17 protein-coding genes are annotated in these 16289 nt (G+C 65.3%); 9 read left to right on the top strand and 8 right to left on the bottom strand.

Annotated elements, in window-relative coordinates:
* Positions 1-41 precede the first annotated feature (41 nt).
* The 4 genes from rlmD to PSEEN_RS06315 form a co-directional block, all read right to left on the bottom strand.
* Positions 42-1400: a 23S rRNA (uracil(1939)-C(5))-methyltransferase RlmD gene (rlmD, locus tag PSEEN_RS06330; RefSeq protein ID WP_011532656.1), complete on the bottom strand. Its 1359-nt coding sequence runs from the start codon at positions 1398-1400 to the stop codon at positions 42-44.
* Entirely contained in the window at positions 1400-2299 is a 900-nt protein-coding gene (gene cysM / locus PSEEN_RS06325) for a cysteine synthase CysM (protein ID WP_011532655.1), read from the bottom strand. Before cysM ends, rlmD begins: the two co-directional genes overlap by 1 nt.
* Before the next feature lie 223 nt (positions 2300-2522).
* Complete coding sequence (locus PSEEN_RS06320) at positions 2523-3866, bottom strand: sensor histidine kinase (RefSeq protein ID WP_011532654.1); 1344 nt, start codon at positions 3864-3866, stop codon at positions 2523-2525.
* Positions 3867-3869: 3 nt separating this feature from the next.
* Positions 3870-4586 (bottom strand): response regulator transcription factor, encoded by a 717-nt coding sequence (locus PSEEN_RS06315; RefSeq protein ID WP_044487799.1) that lies wholly within the window; start codon positions 4584-4586, stop codon positions 3870-3872.
* A 181-nt stretch (positions 4587-4767) separates the two neighbouring features.
* On the opposite strand from PSEEN_RS06315, the gene PSEEN_RS06310 reads away from it, so the two are divergent.
* The 4 genes from PSEEN_RS06310 (at position 4768) to PSEEN_RS06295 (ending at position 9473) form a co-directional block, all read left to right on the top strand.
* On the top strand, positions 4768-7524 hold the full coding sequence (locus tag PSEEN_RS06310) for a response regulator (RefSeq protein WP_011532652.1): 2757 nt from the start codon (positions 4768-4770) through the stop codon (positions 7522-7524).
* A 91-nt stretch (positions 7525-7615) separates the two neighbouring features.
* The gene (locus PSEEN_RS06305; RefSeq protein ID WP_011532651.1) at positions 7616-8602 is read left to right on the top strand and encodes a 2-hydroxyacid dehydrogenase; all 987 of its coding nucleotides are present in this window, start codon (positions 7616-7618) and stop codon (positions 8600-8602) included.
* 31 nt (positions 8603-8633) lie between these two features.
* Complete coding sequence (locus tag PSEEN_RS06300) at positions 8634-9068, top strand: hypothetical protein (protein WP_011532650.1); 435 nt, start codon at positions 8634-8636, stop codon at positions 9066-9068.
* Positions 9069-9473, top strand: a complete 405-nt coding sequence (locus tag PSEEN_RS06295; protein WP_011532649.1) for an META domain-containing protein — start codon at positions 9069-9071, stop codon at positions 9471-9473.
* A gap of 69 nt (positions 9474-9542) precedes the next feature.
* Here PSEEN_RS06295 and PSEEN_RS06290 read toward each other — a convergent pair whose 3' ends face one another.
* Complete coding sequence (locus PSEEN_RS06290) at positions 9543-10010, bottom strand: TlpA disulfide reductase family protein (RefSeq protein ID WP_011532648.1); 468 nt, start codon at positions 10008-10010, stop codon at positions 9543-9545.
* 86 nt (positions 10011-10096) lie between these two features.
* On the opposite strand from PSEEN_RS06290, the gene arsC reads away from it, so the two are divergent.
* Genes arsC through PSEEN_RS06275 form a run of 3 tightly spaced genes read left to right on the top strand, consistent with a single transcriptional unit; the run spans position 10097 to position 11458 of the window.
* Complete coding sequence (gene arsC / locus PSEEN_RS06285) at positions 10097-10450, top strand: arsenate reductase (glutaredoxin) (protein WP_011532647.1); 354 nt, start codon at positions 10097-10099, stop codon at positions 10448-10450.
* Positions 10447-11052, top strand: a complete 606-nt coding sequence (wrbA, locus tag PSEEN_RS06280; protein ID WP_011532646.1) for an NAD(P)H:quinone oxidoreductase — start codon at positions 10447-10449, stop codon at positions 11050-11052. The genes arsC and wrbA overlap by 4 nt, the downstream gene beginning before the upstream one ends.
* Positions 11045-11458 (top strand): DUF2069 domain-containing protein, encoded by a 414-nt coding sequence (locus PSEEN_RS06275; RefSeq protein WP_011532645.1) that lies wholly within the window; start codon positions 11045-11047, stop codon positions 11456-11458. Before wrbA ends, PSEEN_RS06275 begins: the two co-directional genes overlap by 8 nt.
* A 116-nt stretch (positions 11459-11574) precedes the next feature.
* Here the strand turns inward: PSEEN_RS06275 and PSEEN_RS06270 are convergent, their stop codons facing one another.
* Together PSEEN_RS06270 and ttcA are read right to left on the bottom strand one after the other, a co-directional pair.
* The gene (locus tag PSEEN_RS06270) at positions 11575-12246 is read right to left on the bottom strand and encodes a DNA-3-methyladenine glycosylase I (protein WP_011532644.1); all 672 of its coding nucleotides are present in this window, start codon (positions 12244-12246) and stop codon (positions 11575-11577) included.
* Between the two features lie 4 nt (positions 12247-12250).
* Entirely contained in the window at positions 12251-13075 is an 825-nt protein-coding gene (gene ttcA / locus PSEEN_RS06265) for a tRNA 2-thiocytidine(32) synthetase TtcA (protein ID WP_011532643.1), read from the bottom strand.
* A 263-nt stretch (positions 13076-13338) separates the two neighbouring features.
* Between ttcA and PSEEN_RS06260 the strand changes: the two genes are divergently transcribed.
* On the top strand, positions 13339-13938 hold the full coding sequence (locus PSEEN_RS06260; protein WP_011532642.1) for a Yip1 family protein: 600 nt from the start codon (positions 13339-13341) through the stop codon (positions 13936-13938).
* Positions 13939-14077: 139 nt separating this feature from the next.
* On the top strand, positions 14078-14572 hold the full coding sequence (locus tag PSEEN_RS06255; protein WP_011532641.1) for a SprT family zinc-dependent metalloprotease: 495 nt from the start codon (positions 14078-14080) through the stop codon (positions 14570-14572).
* Between the two features lie 103 nt (positions 14573-14675).
* On the opposite strand, the gene PSEEN_RS06250 is transcribed toward PSEEN_RS06255, so the two are convergent.
* Positions 14676-15998 carry a dicarboxylate/amino acid:cation symporter gene (locus PSEEN_RS06250; protein ID WP_011532640.1) on the bottom strand — a complete coding sequence of 441 codons (1323 nt, stop codon included), beginning with the start codon at positions 15996-15998 and terminating at the stop codon, positions 14676-14678.
* Between the last annotated feature and the right edge of the window lie 291 nt (positions 15999-16289).

Here is a 16289-nt window from a genome sequence, read left to right as displayed (position 1 = left end):
GCCTCCACTCCCTGGACGCGGCACCAAGAGGGCCAGCCTGGCTAGCCCGCCTCGAATAACGCCATGGCCTCGACATGCGCCGTCTGAGGAAACATGTCGAGAATCCCGGCCCTTTTTAACCGGTACCCCTGCCCGACCAGCACCTGCGTGTCTCGCGCCAGCGTGGCCGGGTTGCACGATACATAGACCAGCCGCTTCGCGCCGAGCCGGGCGATGCCTTGCACCACCTCATAGGCCCCGTCGCGCGGTGGATCCAAGAGTACCGCAGAAAAGCCTTCGGCGACCCATTCGGCGCCCGCCAAAGGCTGCGATAAATCGGCCTGAAAAAACCGTGCGTTATACACATTGTTGCCGTGGGCGTTGGCTTCGGCACGTTCGACCATCGCCTGCACGCCCTCCACCGCCACCACTTCACGCGCCTGCCGAGCCAGCGGCAAGGCGAAGTTGCCCAGCCCGCAGAACAGGTCCAGCACCCGCTCGTGGGCCTGCGGTGCCAGCCAGGCCAGGGCCTGCTGGATCATCAGGGTGTTGACCTGGGCGTTGACCTGGACGAAGTCGCCCGGCCGCCAGGCCAGCTCCATCCCCCAGGGCTCCAGGGCAAAACCCAGCCTCTGCGCGGCGTCCACGGGCGCCGGATCGCCTTCGCCCTGCAACCACAACTGGGCGCCGGCTTCCCGGCAGAATGCCTCCAGGCGCGCCAGGTCTTCAGCAGGCAACGCTGCCACGTGCCGGACCAGCACCGCTTCAGCCGTGCCGCTGAACAATTCCACATGCCCCAGTGTCTGCGGCTTGCTCAAGCTGCGCAGGACGGTCGGCAGGTGGCGCATGATCGCCTGCAAGGGTTGTACCAGCACCGGGCAGTCGTCGATGGCGACGATGTCCTGGCTGGCCTCGGCGCGAAATCCCACATCGAGCTGGCGCTGCTTCACGTCCCAACGTACCGCCACCCGTGCTCGCCGCCGATAGCCGAACTCTGGCCCACACAGCGGCGCGGCCCATTCTTCCGGCTGGACGCCGGCGACGCGCTGCAACTGCTCGGCGAGCAGACGCTGCTTGAGCGCCAGCTGACCGTCATGGGGCAGGTGCTGGAGATTGCAGCCACCGCAGCGCGCATAGTGCCGGCACGGCGCCTCGCGCCGTTCGGGGCTGGCCTGGAACACCCGCTCCAGGCGCGCCTCGACCACCTTGCCACGGGCGCCCAGCACCCGCGCCTCGACCTCTTCGCCGCCCAGCGCGCCACTGACGAACCAGGTGCGCCCCTCGATGAAGGCAATGCCGCGGCCATCGCCCGCCACGCGCTCGATCAGCAGGCGCTGCTTCTTGCCTACCGGTATTTGTGTGGCGCGGTTACCACCGGCCGGCTGGAAACGCAGGCCGCCGTTGCTTTTCTTTCTGGACATCAGGTCGGGTCGAACAGGCCGGTGGACAGGTAGCGATCGCCGCGGTCGCAGATGATGGCGACCATCACCGCGTTCTCGACTTCACGGGAAAGGCGCAGCATGGCCGCCACCGCACCGCCGGACGAAACGCCGCAGAAGATGCCCTCTTCACGGGCCAGGCGGCGCGTGGTTTCCTCGGCTTCCTGCTGGGACATGTCCATCACGCGGTCGACGCGGGCTGCGTCGAAGATCTTCGGCAGGTATTCATGAGGCCAGCGGCGGATACCCGGAATGGCCGAACCTTCCATGGGTTGCAGGCCGACGATCTGCACCGCCGGATTCTGCTCTTTCAAGTACTGCGAGCACCCCATGATGGTACCGGTGGTGCCCATGGAGCTGACGAAGTGGGTGATGGTGCCCTGGGTCTGCTGCCAGATTTCCGGGCCGGTGCTGTTGTAGTGGGCGATCGGGTTGTCGCCGTTGGCGAACTGGTCAAGGACCAGGCCGCGGCCTTCAGCCTGCATTTTCTCGGCGAGGTCGCGCGCGCCCTCCATACCCTCTTCCTTGGTCACCAGGATCAGCTCGGCACCGTAGGCGGTCATGGCCGCCTTGCGCTCGGCGGTGGAGTTGTCGGGCATGATCAGGATCATCTGGTAGCCCTTGATCGCCGCCGCCATCGCCAGGGCGATGCCGGTGTTGCCGGAGGTGGCTTCGATCAGTGTGTCGCCCGGCTTGATCTGGCCGCGCAACTCGGCGCGGGTGATCATCGACAGCGCCGGGCGGTCCTTGACGGAGCCGGCCGGGTTGTTGCCTTCGAGCTTGAGCAACAAGGTGTTGCTGGTGGCCCCGGCCATGCGCTGCAAGCGAACCAGAGGCGTGTGGCCGACGCAGTCGGCGATGGTTGGGTACTGCAGGGTCATGGGCGTTTTCGCAATCCGGACGGCAGGGGCGACTATCATACCGGCAAACCCTGCGCGGCCATATCACGCAATCGTCGGAGGATATAGCGAGAGGCTATAAGCACTATCGCCAGCACCTGGCGAGATGCTTGTAGGAGCGGCTTCAGCCGCGATCACCCGCGCAGCGGGTGCCGGCAACAGCGTTGCCTGCATCGCGGCTGAAGCCGCTCCTACAGCCCCCACGTTACATCACGGCCGCCAGGCGTATGCACACCCGCAACCCGCGCTCGCCATTGACCGCCCACACCTTCCCGTCTTGTCGTTGGATGGCGCTACGGGCGATGCTCAAACCCAGGCCGAAACCACCATCGCCAGGCCTGGAACCGTCCAACCGTGAAAACGGCGCAAAGATGCGTTCCAGATCAGCTTCGGCCACGCCACCACCTTCGTCTTCCAGGTCGAGTCGCCAATAACCCCCTTCACGCCGCCCACTCAAGCGCACCATGCCACCCGCTGGTGAATGACGGATGGCATTGCGCAACATGTTCTCCAATGCCTGGGCCAGGTGATTGAGGTTGCCCTGCACCCAGCAGCCGGCCGGCAACTCGCAGCGCAACCGCTCCGGCGCCCAGCCGCTTTCATAGCAAGCATTCTCGCTGAGCATCTCCCACAACGCCTGGAGCTGGATCGGCTCCAGGCTCATGGGCGCCCGCTCGGCATCCTGCCAGGCCAACTGCAGGGTGTCCTCGACCAGTTGCTGCATGCCATCCACCTCACGGTGCAGGCGCTCGCGCAAGCGTTGCAGGTCAGTCTCGCCGTCACAGGCCACGCGCAGCCGGCTGAGCGGAGTGCGCATTTCGTGCGAGAGGTCGCGCAGCAATTGCTGCTGCAAGGCCACGGTGCCCTGCAGGCGCTCGGCCATTTGGTCGAAGGCCCGCGCCAGCTCGCCCAGCTCATCCTGGCGTTGTGTGGTACGTGGATCGAGGCGCGCCGAAAGCTGGTCGGCGCGCCAGGCATTGGCCTGCTCGCGCAGCTGGTTGAGCGGCACGATCAGCATGCGGTAAAGGCCCACACACAGCAGCAAGGTGAAAAGCCCAGGCATGATGCCGTTGGTGATTACCCGCCAGAACAGGCGGTACTGCCCTGGGCTGAAGCGCTCGGGCAGCTCGATCACCAACATCCCCTGCTCTGGCGCCTGCGGGAATGGCAGGCGCAGCCAAGGCTGGCCGATAGTACGGCGGCTCATGGGCCAGTCGACCCCACGCAGGCGGGTCAGGTGCTGGACCTCCCCACCGGTCAGCGCGGCACTGCCCAACGGCTGCAGGTCGCCATCGAGCACGCCCACCCAGGTTTCTTCGCGCTGGCGCATGCCCGCCAGCCAGCGGTCCACGCCGTCGCGGCCACCTGCGCGCCAGGCCTGCTCGGCCTCGCTGGCATAGCCGCGCAACAGCTGCCGGGCGGGTTCGGAGAGGAAGGCATTCTGGGTTTCCATGTGCCGGCCCCAGGTGTAGCTCAGGCCGATCATCAACAGGCAGAAGCCCACCAACAGGATGGCCAGCTTCCAGAACAGGGAATGGCGGTCGAGCACGGTTCAGTCCGCCTCGCCCGCGCCGAATACATAGCCCTTGCCCCACACCGTACGGATCTGCCGGTCGTGGTAGCCGATGGCCTTGAGTTTGCGGCGGATCTGGCTGACATGCATGTCCAGGCTGCGGTCATGGCGCGAGTAGCCGCGCTGCAGTACCTGCTGGTAGAGGAAGGGTTTGCTCAGTACCTCGTCCTGGCTGCGCTGGAGCAGGTCGAGCAGGCGGAACTCGCTGGGCGTCAGCCCCGCCGAAGCGCCAGCCAGGCAGACATCGGCAAGCTGCTCGTCGAACTGCAGCGTGTCGCTGCTGCACTCGCGTGGCGCCTGATGACGGCGCTCGATAGCCACCCGCCGCAGGATCGCCTCGATACGCACCCGCAGTTCGGTAAAGCTGAAGGGCTTGGGCAGGTAGTCATCGGCGCCGCGCTCGAAGCCGGTAATCCGGTCAGCTTCAGCGCCCAGCGCCGACATCAGGATGACCGGCGTGGCACTGTGCCGACGCAGGCGGGCCAGCGCATCGAAACCGTTGAGCCCCGGCAGCAGGATATCCATGAGCACCAGGTCGAACACCTGCCGCCCCGCCGCCTCCAGCCCGTCGAGACCATTACGGCACCAGGTCACCTGGAAACCGCCACGTTGCAGCTCCTCGTGCAGGTAGGCACCCAGCACGGGATCGTCTTCGATGGCGAGGATACTGGTGGCATGAATAGCTACGGGATTCATTGGCAACTGTCATCAATTCTCAGTTACGCGATTATTGAGCATGCCACCCGGCCATGGCAACCGCGCCGCGACCGCCGTCGGGAACAAAAACAGAGACAAATAAGTGCATTGCCATCAAGCCCGGAGTAACGTTCCCCGCTGAAGCGCAACAGCGCATTTAGGCACATGACAGGAGATAGGTGTGCTCGACCGTTTGGGAATCCGCAGCCGCGTGCTGTTGCTCGCCCTGCTGCCCGCCAGCTTGATGGCCTTGGTGCTGGGCAGCTATTTCACCTGGCTGCAGCAAAATGAGCTGCGCACGCAGTTGCTGCAACGCGGCAAGATGATCGCCGAACAACTGGCGCCACTGGCCGCCCCGGCTTTGGCGCGCCAGGCGCCCGCGCAACTGGAGCGCATCGCCGCCCAGGCGCTGGAACAGACCGACGTGCGCGCGGTCGCCTTCCTCGCCGCCGACCGCACGCGCCTGGCCCATGCAGGCCCGAGCATGCTCAACCAACCACCCAGCGGTGGTACTGGCACGCAACTGCTGCAACGCACGGGCAATGACGCCACCCGCTACCTGATGCCAGTATTCGGCCATCACCGCGACCTGGCCACCGACGCCGTACCGGCCGAAGCCGAACGCCTGCTGGGCTGGGTCGAGATCGAACTGTCCCATGACGGCACCCTGCTGCGCGGCTACCGCAACCTGTTCACCAGCCTGCTGCTGATCATCGTCTGCCTGAGCCTGACGGCGCTGCTGGCCGTGCGCATGAGCCGCACCATCAACGGCCCGATCAACCGCATCAAGCACACGGTCAACCAGCTCAAGGATGGCCATTTGGAGGAGCGCCTGCCGGCCATGGGCAGCCACGAGCTCGACGAGCTGGCGGCAGGCATCAACCGCATGGCCGAAACCCTGCACAGCGCCCACGAAGAGTTGCAGCACAGCATCGACCAGGCCACCGAGGACGTGCGCCAGAACCTGGAGACCATCGAGATCCAGAACATCGAGCTGGACATGGCGCGCAAGGAGGCCCTGGAGGCCAGCCGCATCAAGTCCGAGTTCCTGGCCAACATGAGCCACGAGATCCGCACGCCGCTGAACGGGATCCTCGGCTTCACCCACCTGCTGCAGAAGAGCGAGCTCACGCCTCGCCAGCTCGACTACCTCGGCACCATCGAGAAGTCCGCCGACAACCTGCTGGGGATCATCAACGAGATCCTCGACTTCTCCAAGATCGAGGCCGGCAAGCTGGTGCTCGACAGCATCCCGTTCAACCTGCGCGACCTGATCCAGGACACCCTGACCATCCTCGCCCCGGCCGCCCACGCCAAGCAGTTGGAACTGCTCAGCCTGGTGTACCGCGACACCCCGCTGTCGCTGGTCGGCGACCCGCTGCGGCTCAAGCAGATCCTCACCAACCTGGTGAGCAACGCCATCAAGTTCACCCGCGAAGGCACCATCGTCGTGCGCGCCATGCTCGAGGACGACCAGGACGACACCGTGCAACTGCGCATCAGCGTACAGGACACCGGCATCGGCCTCTCGCCCCAGGATGTGCGCACCCTGTTCCAGGCCTTCAGCCAGGCCGACAACTCGCTGTCGCGCCAGCCAGGCGGCACCGGCCTCGGGCTGGTGATCTCCAAGCGCCTGATCGAGCAGATGGGCGGCGAGATCGGTGTCGACAGCACCCCCGGCGAGGGCTCGCAATTCTGGATTAGCCTCAACCTGCCACGGGCGCATGACGACGCCGAAGAGCAACCCGTGCAAGTGCTGGTGGGGCGCCGGGTGGCCATCGTCGATGGTCACGACCTGGCCCGCCAGGCCCTGGAGCACCAACTCGAGGATTGCGGCCTGGCGGTAAGCCTGTTCGCCTCCTACGACCAGTTGCTGCAGGGCGTGCAAGCCGCCGCGCAGGCCGGCCAGCCGTTCGAATTCGCTGTACTCGGCGCCAACCTGGGCAGCCTGGCGCCGGAACAGCTCGGCCAGTATCACCAGCAGCTCGAACGCCTGGGTTGCCAATGCGTGGTGCTCTGCCCCACCACCGAACAGCCGCTCTACCACCCCTACCTGCCCAACGCCCACGGCCAGTTGCTGGCTAAACCAACCTGCACCCGCAAGCTGCGCCGCCTGCTGGTCGAGTTGATCCAGCCGCGCCGCCCCGCCGGCGAGCAACGCCCCAGCAATGGCCAGCGCGTACCGAAGATCCTCTGCGTCGACGACAACCCGGCCAACCTGCTGCTGGTACAGACCTTGCTCGAAGGCATGGGCGCCGAGGTGCTGGCGGTGGACAACGGCTATGCGGCGGTACAGGCGGTGCAGGACGAACCCTTCGACCTGGTGCTGATGGACGTGCAGATGCCCGGCATGGACGGCCGTGCCTGCACCGAACAGATCCGCCAGTGGGAAAGCAGCCAGCGTGGCCAGCCGCTACCGATCGTCGCCCTCACCGCCCACGCCATGGCCAATGAAAAGCGCGCCCTGCTGCACAGCGGCATGGACGACTACCTGACCAAGCCGATCAGCGAGCGGCAGCTGGCCCAGGTGGTCATGAAGTGGACCGGCCTGAGCCTGGGCGCGCCGCCACCGGAGCGCACCAGCGAACGCCCGGCCGACAGCACGGAACTGAAAGTCCTCGACCCGGAGGAAGGCCTGCGCCTGGCCGCCGGCAAGCCGGACCTGGCGGCGGACATGCTGACCATGCTGCTGGCGTCGCTGGAGTCGGACCGCGATGCCATCCGCGCCGCCCGCGAGGCAGCCGACCGCACCGCGATGATCGAACGCGTGCACCGCCTCAACGGCGCCTCGCGCTATTGCGGCGTGCCGCAGCTGCGCGCGGCCTGCCAGCGCAGCGAGACCCTGCTCAAGCAGGACAGCCCCCAGGCGCAAGTAGCGCTGGACGAACTTGACCGGGCCATCGACCGGCTCGCGGAACACGCGCGCCAGAGCGCCTGATGTTCGCCGGCAAGCCGGCTCCTACACCTGAAACCCTGTAGGAGCCGGCTTGCCGGCGAACAGCCGCCCCCCAATTTCAAGGAGCCCCGCCATGCGCACCCTGTTGTTCAGCAGTCAGCACTACGACCAGGAAAGTTTCACCCGCGCCGCCAACGGCACCTTCGACCTGCACTTCCAACCCACTCGCCTGACCCTCGATACCGCCCCCTTGGCCCAAGGCTTCGAGGTGGTCTGCGCCTTCATCAACGACGAACTCGACGCCCAGGTCCTCGAACGCCTGGCCGCTGGCGGAACGCGCCTGGTCGCCTTGCGCTCGGCCGGCTACAACCATGTCGATCTGGCCGCCGCCAAGCGCCTGGGCCTGGCCGTGGCGCGAGTGCCGGCCTACTCGCCCCACGCCGTCGCCGAACATGCCGTGGCGCTGATCCTGGCCCTCAACCGCCGCCTGCATCGTGCCTACAACCGTACCCGCGAGGGCGACTTCACCCTGCACGGGCTGACCGGTTTCGACCTGCACGGCAAGACCGTCGGCGTGGTCGGCACCGGGCAGATCGGCACTGCCTTCGCCCGCATCATGGCCGGTTTCGGCTGCCAGCTGCTGGCCTATGACCCCTACCCCAATCCCGAACTGCTGGCTCTTGGCGCCCGCTACCTGGAGCTGCCCGAGTTGCTGCGCGAGTCGCGGATCATCAGCCTGCACTGCCCGTTGACCGAGCACACCCGGCACCTGATCAACGCCCAAAGCCTGGCCCAATTGCAACCCGGCGCCATGCTGATCAACACCGGCCGCGGCGCGCTGGTCGACACACCGGCGCTGGTCGACGCGCTCAAGAGTGGCCAGCTCGGTTATCTGGGGCTGGATGTCTATGAAGAGGAAGCGCAACTGTTCTTCGAGGACCGCTCCGACCTGCCGCTGCAGGACGACGTGCTGGCGCGCCTGCTGACCTTCCCCAACGTGATCGTCACCGCGCACCAGGCGTTCCTGACCCGCGAGGCGCTGGACGCCATCGCCAGCACCACCCTCGACAACATCAGCCGCTGGGCGGCAGGCAATCCGCAGAACATCGTCGAAGGTTGATGCTAGGATACGCGGCAATTCTGGAGGACCCATGGTCGAACACGATTTCCGCTACACCCTTTTCAACCCGCAACACACCCTGATCGAGTGCCGCGCGCTGGTGCCGGGCCGCTACCAGGTCACCGGCAACGGTGGCTCGATCCAGAAGGACGACGTGCTACTGGTCACCCTCAAGGGCAGCAAGGACTTGTCCATGCGCCTGACCGTGGAGACCGTGCGCCACCTGATCAACCCGCACGGCCAGTGGGTCGCCGTGGCCAAGGGCCCGGTGTTCAACGAGCTGGAAATCCTCAACTGGCAGGTCAAGTGCGACAGCTGCGAAGCGGTACTGGACTTCGAGTTCGCCGTCGACGCCAAGCAGGGCAAAAAGGGCCATGCTCCGGCCGCCAGTGCCCGCGTGGCGGAGCTGGGTTGGACCAGCCAGGGTGACAAGCACCTGTGCCCGCAGTGCCGGGAGCGTGCCTGAGTGAAACAGCTGCTGACCACCGCGCTGATCGCCGCGGCCCTGGCCGGCTGCGCGTCGGAGCCTCCGAAGCTGCAACAGGAGCAGAGCTATGTGCTGGAGTGGATCGGGGAGCGACCGCTCATCGACTACAGCCACCTGACGCTGACCCTGGCCAACGACGGCCGCGCCTATGGCAATGCCGGCTGCAACCACTGGTTCGCCCCCTACACACTGGAGGGCGAGCGCATCAGCTTCGGCAAGGTCGGCAAGACCCGCAAGCTGTGTGCGCCGGCGTTGATGGACCAGGAGAAGCGCTTCTTGCAGGCGCTGGAGACCGTGCAGCGCTGGGATGTGTCGCCGATCGAGCAGATACGCTTCTGGCCGGTTGAAGGCAAGCCTTTGCGCTTCTGGCCTGAGGAAGGTTGAAGTACACCGCCTGTTCGCCAGCAAGCTGGCTCCTACAGGAACCGTAGGAGCCTGCTTGCTGGCGAACCCTCAGGCGCCGCCCTTGAGCGCCTTGATCTTGGCCTGCAGCCCTTCGAGCGTCTGCTCGCCCATCAGTTGCTCACGCACCTTGCCCTTGTCATCGATGATGTAGGTCACCGGCAACGCCTCGCTGCGCGGCAGCTCGTAGCGTTCGGCCGGGTCCTGGGCGAGCACGGTGAAACCGATGCCCAGCGTGTCGGCGGCGGTCTTCAGGTCTGGCCCCTGCAGGCCGTCGAAGTTCACCCCCACCACCTTGATGCCCTGGGCCTCCCACTGCTTGGCAGCGGCATTGAGCTCGGGGATTTCCGTGCGGCACGGGCCACACCATTCGGCCCAGTAGTTGAGCACCAGCCAGTGCCCGTCGATCTGTTCGGCCTTTACCGTATTGCCGTGCTGGTCCACGCCGTAGTCCGCACCGCAGCCGCCGAGCAACAGGCTCGCGGTGATGGCCAGTGCAGCTGCCAAACGCCTTGCCATGGGTCAATCCTTCTCGAAGTTTTCAAGCATTGAAGTCGGTCGCTGCGGTTAGAATAGCCGCCACACCCAGCTGGATGCGACCCGTCATGACCGATCTGACCCTCTATCATAACCCGCGCTGCTCGAAATCCCGCGGCGCCCTGGAGCTGCTCGAGGCTCGCGGCCTGGCGCCGACCATCGTGCGCTACCTCGAGACCCCGCCCGACGCCGCCACCCTCGCGCAACTGCTCGGCAAGCTGGACATCGGCGCGCGCCAGCTGCTGCGCACCGGCGAAGACGAGTACAAGGCCCTCGACCTGGCCAACCCGGCCTTGAGCGACGCCCAACTGATCGATGCCATGGTCAAGCACCCCAAGCTGATCGAGCGTCCGATCCTGGTGGCCGGAGACAAGGCCGTGGTCGGCCGCCCACCGGAGAAAGTCCTGGAGATCCTGCCGTGAGCGATCCCTACATCCTGGTGCTGTACTACAGCCGCCACGGCTCGACCAGCGAGATGGCCCGGCATATCGCCCGTGGCGTCGAGATGGCCGGCCTGGAGGCGCGCCTGCGCACCGTGCCGGCGATCTCCACCGAATGCGAAGCCGTGGCCCCGGACATCCCGGCCAGCGGCGCGCTGTACGCCACCCTCGACGACCTGCGCCACTGCGCCGGCCTGGTGCTGGGCAGCCCGACCCGCTTCGGCAACATGGCCGCGCCCCTCAAGTACTTCCTCGACGGCACCAGCAGCCTGTGGCTGGGTGGCGAGCTGGTGGGCAAGCCGGCCGGCGTGTTCACTTCCACCGCCAGCCTGCATGGCGGCCAGGAGACCACCCTGCTGTCGATGATGCTGCCGCTGATGCACCACGGCATGCTGGTGATGGGCCTGCCCTACAGCGAATCGGCGCTGCTCGAAACCCGTGGCGGCGGCACGCCCTACGGCGCCAGCCACCACGCCGGCGCCGACGGCAAGCGCGAGCTGGATGCCCACGAGATCACCCTGTGCCGTGCCCTTGGCCAACGCCTGGCGAACACCGCCAAGGCCCTGGAGGGGCAACGTGGCTAGGAAGCCCAAGGTACTGCCGCCGCTGGGCTGGTTGGCGCCACGCGTGCGCTTCACCCGGGCCCTGAGCCTGGCCTGCTTCTTCGGCCTGATCGCCCTGCTGGTGGTGAACAACCTGTGGTTCGCCGACCTGCACGGGGCGCGGGTCGAGGTGATCATGGCCATCGAGCTGATCCCCCTGCTGCTGTTGCTGCCGGGCATGCTGATGGGCAGTGCCCGGGCGCATGCCTGGACCTGCTTCGTGGTGAACATCTACTTCATCAAGGGCGTGCTGGCGGCGTTCGACCCGGCGCGGGCAGTGTTCGGCTGGGTGGAGGTGCTGGTGAGCCTGGGGTTGTTCGTCAGCGGGTTGCTGTTCGTGCGTTGGAAGTTCCAGTTCGAACGGCGCATGGCAGGTGAAGGGCGTTGAATTCAGGGGCTGCTTTGCAGCCCGTTCGCGACGCAAGGCCGCTCCTACAGGGGAACGCGTAATTCTGTAGGAGCGGCCTTGTGTCGCGAAAGGACCGCACAGCGGTCCCAGCGATCTCAGTGGTTGACGGTATGCGCCAGCATCACCGACAACTGGCACAGCGGCCGGCCGCTTTCTGCATGCCACTGGTTGAACGCCTGCTGCACCAACGCAAGATCCCGCTGGCTGGTCGGTGGCTTGTCGATGATCTTCTGGGCGATCAACGCTGCCGCCATGTCATCGGTGGGGATGAACGTATCCTTGCCGACCATGCGCAAGAAGCGCGGCGCCGACAACCCACCCAGCTGGTTGCCATGCTTGGCCAGGTACTTCCACAGCCCGACGATATCGGTTACCGGCCAGTCGGCGATGAACGCGCCGAAACTGCCCTTCTCCTTCGCCACGTCCAGCACCATCTGCGCATTGCGCGGCACGCTCTTGAGCTTGCCCAGGTGGCGGATGATCCGCTCGTCGTGCATCAGCCGCTCCAGGTGCTCGGCGCCCATCAGCACCACCTTCTCCGGATCGAAACCGAAGAACACCTGTTCGAACGCCGGCCACTTGGCATCCACCAGGCTGTGCTTGAGCCCGGCGCGGAACACGCGCAGGGCCAGCGTCGACAGGTAGCGGTCATCAGGGATGTCGCGCAACTGCGCAGACGTACGCGGCTGCGGCAGGAAGGCTTCCAGCGCCTGGGCCGAACCGAAGCGGTTCAGGCAGTACTCGTGCAACCACTGATAGTCGCGCATGCGGTCAGATGTTCAGCACGTCGAGGAAGCGCGGGGTGGCGCTCTCGTCGATCTTCAGGCTGGTGAAGTCGAACAGGTTGCGGTCGGCCAGCTGCGACGGCGCGACGTTCTGCAGGGCGCGGAAGATGCTTTCGGTACGGCCCGGGTGCTTGCGCTCCCACTCCACCAGCATATCCTTGACCACCTGGCGCTGCAGGTTCTCCTGCGAACCGCACAGGTTGCACGGGATGATCGGGAATTCCTTCATGTCCGAGTAGGCCTGGATGTCCTTCTCGCTGCAGTAGGCCAGCGGGCGGATCACCACGTTGCGGCCGTCGTCGGCGCGCAGCTTCGGTGGCATGCCCTTGAGCGCGCCGTTGAAGAACATGTTGAGGAAGAACGTCTCGACGATGTCGTCGCGGTGATGACCCAGGGCCATCTTGGTCGCGCCGATCTCGTCGGCGAAGGTGTACAGCGTGCCGCGGCGCAGGCGCGAGCACAGCGAGCAGGTGGTCTTGCCCTCGGGCACCAGCTCCTTGACCACCGAGTAGGTGTCCTTCTCGACGATGTGGTACTCGACGCCCAGCTCTTTGAGATACGCCGGCAGCACGTGCTCGGGGAAGCCCGGCTGCTTCTGGTCCATGTTCACCGCGACGATGTCGAACTTGATCGGCGCCACCTTCTGCAGGTGCAACAGAACGTCGAGCATGGTGTAGCTGTCCTTGCCGCCGGACAGGCAGACCATGACCTTGTCGCCATCCTCGATCATGTTGTAGTCGGTGATGGCTTCGCCGGCGAGACGACGCAGGCGTTTTTGCAGTTTGTTCTGGTTGACCGAAAGGGTGCCCATAGCGCTTGGATCCGCGAGGTGTGACAAAAGCCGGCTATTTTACGCACAAACCGGGCGCGGCTGTAGTTCCTTCCGATAAAGACTTCATGGGAATCAACACACGGCCTGACAGCGCAATTTGCTCTAAAAAGCCAGTTTTGTGCCGGGATCCGCTTCCTATACTGCGACATAAGGCCACACGACCGCTTGCATCGGTGTTCAGGCCTCGGGCCACAAGCGCTCCATCTGGGGGGCGTTTGGCAACGACGATAGGAGTGACCGGCATGATTCATCACGTTGTAGGGTTGTTTACCCACCCTGACCAGGAGTGGCGGGAGATTCGTGGCGAGGAAGAAAGCATCAGCCACATGTACCTGACCCACACGCTGATCCTCGCGGCGATCCCCGCCGTGTCGGCGTTCATCGGCACCACCCAGGTCGGCTGGGTGATCGGCGACCGGCCAGCGGTGATGCTGACCATGGAAAGCGCGCTGTGGATGAGCATCATGTCCTACCTGGCGATGCTCGCCGGGGTGGCGGTGATGGGCGCCTTCATCCACTGGATGGCCCGCACCTACGACGCCAACCCGAGCATGGCGCAATGCATCGCCTTCGCCACCTACACGGCCACCCCGTTGTTCATCGGCGGCCTGGCGGCGCTGTACCCGCACCTGTGGCTGGGCATGCTGATCGGCACGGCGGCCATCTGCTACACCGTGTACCTGCTGTATGTCGGCTTGCCGACGTTCATGAACATCCCGTCGGACGAAGGCTTCCTGTTCTCCAGCTCCGTGCTGGCGGTAGGCCTGGTGGTACTGGTGGCGATCATGGCCGCGACCGTGATCATCTGGGGACTGGGCGTGGGGCCCGTCTACACCAACTGACGCACACAATCAGATACAACCAACACTGGGGCATCACCCGAAGCCGCCGCAAGGCGGCTTCGTTTCGTGTGCCTGACCGGCGGCTCGGCAGCCGCCCGCCGCCTGCGGCATAATGCCCGGTCAGGAGAATTGCCCCGCCATGCCCGAGCTGCTCAAACAACGCGTCGAAACCTGTTACCAGCAAGCCGAAACCTTCTTCAAACGCCCCTTCCCACGCCCGCAGGTCAGCTTCAAGCTGCGCGGCCAGAAGGCCGGCGTCGCCCATCTGCACGAGAACCTGCTGCGCTTCAACCTGCAGCTGTACCGCGAGAACCAGGACGACTTCCTGCGCCAGACCGTGGCCCATGAAGTGGCGCACCTGGTGGCCCACCAGCTATTTGGCGACAAGATCCAGGCCCACGGCGAGGAGTGGCAACTGATCATGCGCGGGGTCTATGAACTACCGCCAAACCGCTGCCACAACTATGAGGTGCAGCGGCGGGTGGCGACGCGCTACATCTATCGTTGCCCATGCCCGGAGAGCGATTTCCCGTTCACCGCGCAGCGGCACAAGCTGGTGCGCCAGGGGCGACGGTACCTGTGCCGGCGGTGTCGGGAGATTCTGGTGTACAGCGGCGAGACCCGGGTCGAGTAGATGCCAGGCCGCTCCCACAGGGGTAGGCGTACCATCCCGGGCATTCTGCTAGCTGCACAAAAAAGGCGACCCGAAGGTCGCCTTTTGGCATTTCACACGACGATCAACGCGCCGGGCCTTCGGCCACGCCCAGGTCGTCGGTCGGACGGGTGTCGACCAGCGGCGAACCACCGGAAGCCAGCTCCGCCTGCAGTTGGTCGGTGTCCAGCTCCTTGACCCACTTGGCGACCACCACGGTGGCCACGGCGTTGCCGATCAGGTTGGTCAGGGCGCGGGCTTCGGACATGAAGCGGTCGATACCCAGGATCAGCGCAAGGCCCGCAACCGGCAGATGGCCGACGGCAGACAGCGTCGCGGCCAGCACGATGAAGCCCGAACCGGTGACGCCGGCAGCACCTTTGGACGCAACCAGCAGCACCAGCAGCAGGGTGATCTGGTGGGTGATGTCCATGGTGGTGTCGGTGGCCTGGGCGATGAACACCGCGGCCATGGTCAGGTAGATCGAGGTACCGTCCAGGTTGAACGAGTAGCCGGTCGGGATCACCAGGCCAACCACGGACTTCTTCGCGCCCAGGCGCTCCATCTTGGCCAGCATGCGCGGCAGGGCCGATTCCGAGGACGAGGTGCCCAGCACGATCAGCAGCTCTTCACGGATGTAGCGGATCAGCTTGATCACGCTGAAACCGTGGGCGCGGCAGATGCCACCCAGCACCACCAGGACGAACAGGATGCAGGTGATGTAGAAGCAGGCCATCAGGTAGCCCAGCTGTACCAGCGAACCCACGCCGTACTGGCCGATGGTGAAGGCCATGGCGCCGAAGGCACCGATTGGCGCCAGCTTCATGATCATGTTGATGATGTTGAACATCACATGGGCGAAGCGGTCGATCAGGTCCAGCACCGGCTTGCCGTAGCTACCCAGGCGGTGCAGGGCGAAGCCGAACAGCACCGAGAACATCAGCACTTGCAGGATGTCGCCGTTGGCGAAGGCGCCGACCACGGTGTTGGGGATGACGTTGAGCAAGAAGCCCACGGTGGTCTGCTGCGCGCCGGCGGCGGCATAGGCGGCCACGCTGCTGGCGTTCAGGGTGCTGACGTCGACGTGCATGCCAGCGCCCGGCTGGACCACATTGACCACGACCAGGCCGATGATCAGGGCGATGGTGGAAACGATCTCGAAGTACAGCAGCGCGTAGCCGCCGGTCTTGCCGACCGACTTCATGCTCTGCATGCCGGCGATGCCGCTGACCACGGTGCAGAAGATGATCGGCGCGATGACCATCTTGATCAGTTTGACGAAGCCGTCACCCAGGGGCTTGAGGGCGACGCCGGTCTCCGGGTAGTAGTGGCCGAGCAGGATACCGATGGTGATGGCGACCAACACCTGGACATACAGGGATTTGTACAGCGGCTGACGTTTCGTCATGGCTCATTTTTCCTCAAGTGTGCCGGCGCATCCTTCCCAGGATGTCGGGGCACCTGAATCGCGAACCCTCCTGCACCCGGAGGGATTTGTCGTTGTGGTCGAGCGCCTGGTCAGGCCTCTGCCAGGTGAATAGCAAGGGCGATGCCAAAGTGCCCGCTTGAGGTGCACGGCCAATGATTTCAGGGTGTGTATGCCCTCGGACGGGGCAAAGGCTTACAAGAGGAATGGCGGATTTCCGCCCGATGGCGGAAATCGTACAAGCCGCATTGGCGGGATTCCGCCTGACGTGCA

The organism is Pseudomonas entomophila L48 (genome assembly GCF_000026105.1).
GTDB classification, from domain to species: Bacteria; Pseudomonadota; Gammaproteobacteria; order Pseudomonadales; family Pseudomonadaceae; genus Aquipseudomonas; species Aquipseudomonas entomophila.
Note: the sequence above shows the minus strand (reverse complement) of the source record. Positions and strands in the feature narration are given on the sequence as shown.

Bases quoted from the DNA above. Each gene is read 5' to 3' on its own strand.
- rlmD (WP_011532656.1), bottom strand. From the start codon at position 1,400: ATGTCCAGAAAGAAAAGCAACGGCGGCCTGCGTTTCCAGCCGGCCGGT.
- cysM (WP_011532655.1), bottom strand. From the start codon at position 2,299: ATGACCCTGCAGTACCCAACCATCGCCGACTGCGTCGGCCACACGCCT.
- PSEEN_RS06315 (WP_044487799.1), bottom strand. From the start codon at position 4,586: ATGAATCCCGTAGCTATTCATGCCACCAGTATCCTCGCCATCGAAGAC.
- PSEEN_RS06305 (WP_011532651.1), top strand. From the start codon at position 7,616: ATGCGCACCCTGTTGTTCAGCAGTCAGCACTACGACCAGGAAAGTTTC.
- PSEEN_RS06300 (WP_011532650.1), top strand. From the start codon at position 8,634: ATGGTCGAACACGATTTCCGCTACACCCTTTTCAACCCGCAACACACC.
- PSEEN_RS06290 (WP_011532648.1), bottom strand. From the start codon at position 10,010: ATGGCAAGGCGTTTGGCAGCTGCACTGGCCATCACCGCGAGCCTGTTG.
- arsC (WP_011532647.1), top strand. From the start codon at position 10,097: ATGACCGATCTGACCCTCTATCATAACCCGCGCTGCTCGAAATCCCGC.
- PSEEN_RS06270 (WP_011532644.1), bottom strand. From the start codon at position 12,246: ATGCGCGACTATCAGTGGTTGCACGAGTACTGCCTGAACCGCTTCGGT.
- ttcA (WP_011532643.1), bottom strand. From the start codon at position 13,075: ATGGGCACCCTTTCGGTCAACCAGAACAAACTGCAAAAACGCCTGCGT.
- PSEEN_RS06260 (WP_011532642.1), top strand. From the start codon at position 13,339: ATGATTCATCACGTTGTAGGGTTGTTTACCCACCCTGACCAGGAGTGG.
- PSEEN_RS06255 (WP_011532641.1), top strand. From the start codon at position 14,078: ATGCCCGAGCTGCTCAAACAACGCGTCGAAACCTGTTACCAGCAAGCC.
- PSEEN_RS06250 (WP_011532640.1), bottom strand. From the start codon at position 15,998: ATGACGAAACGTCAGCCGCTGTACAAATCCCTGTATGTCCAGGTGTTG.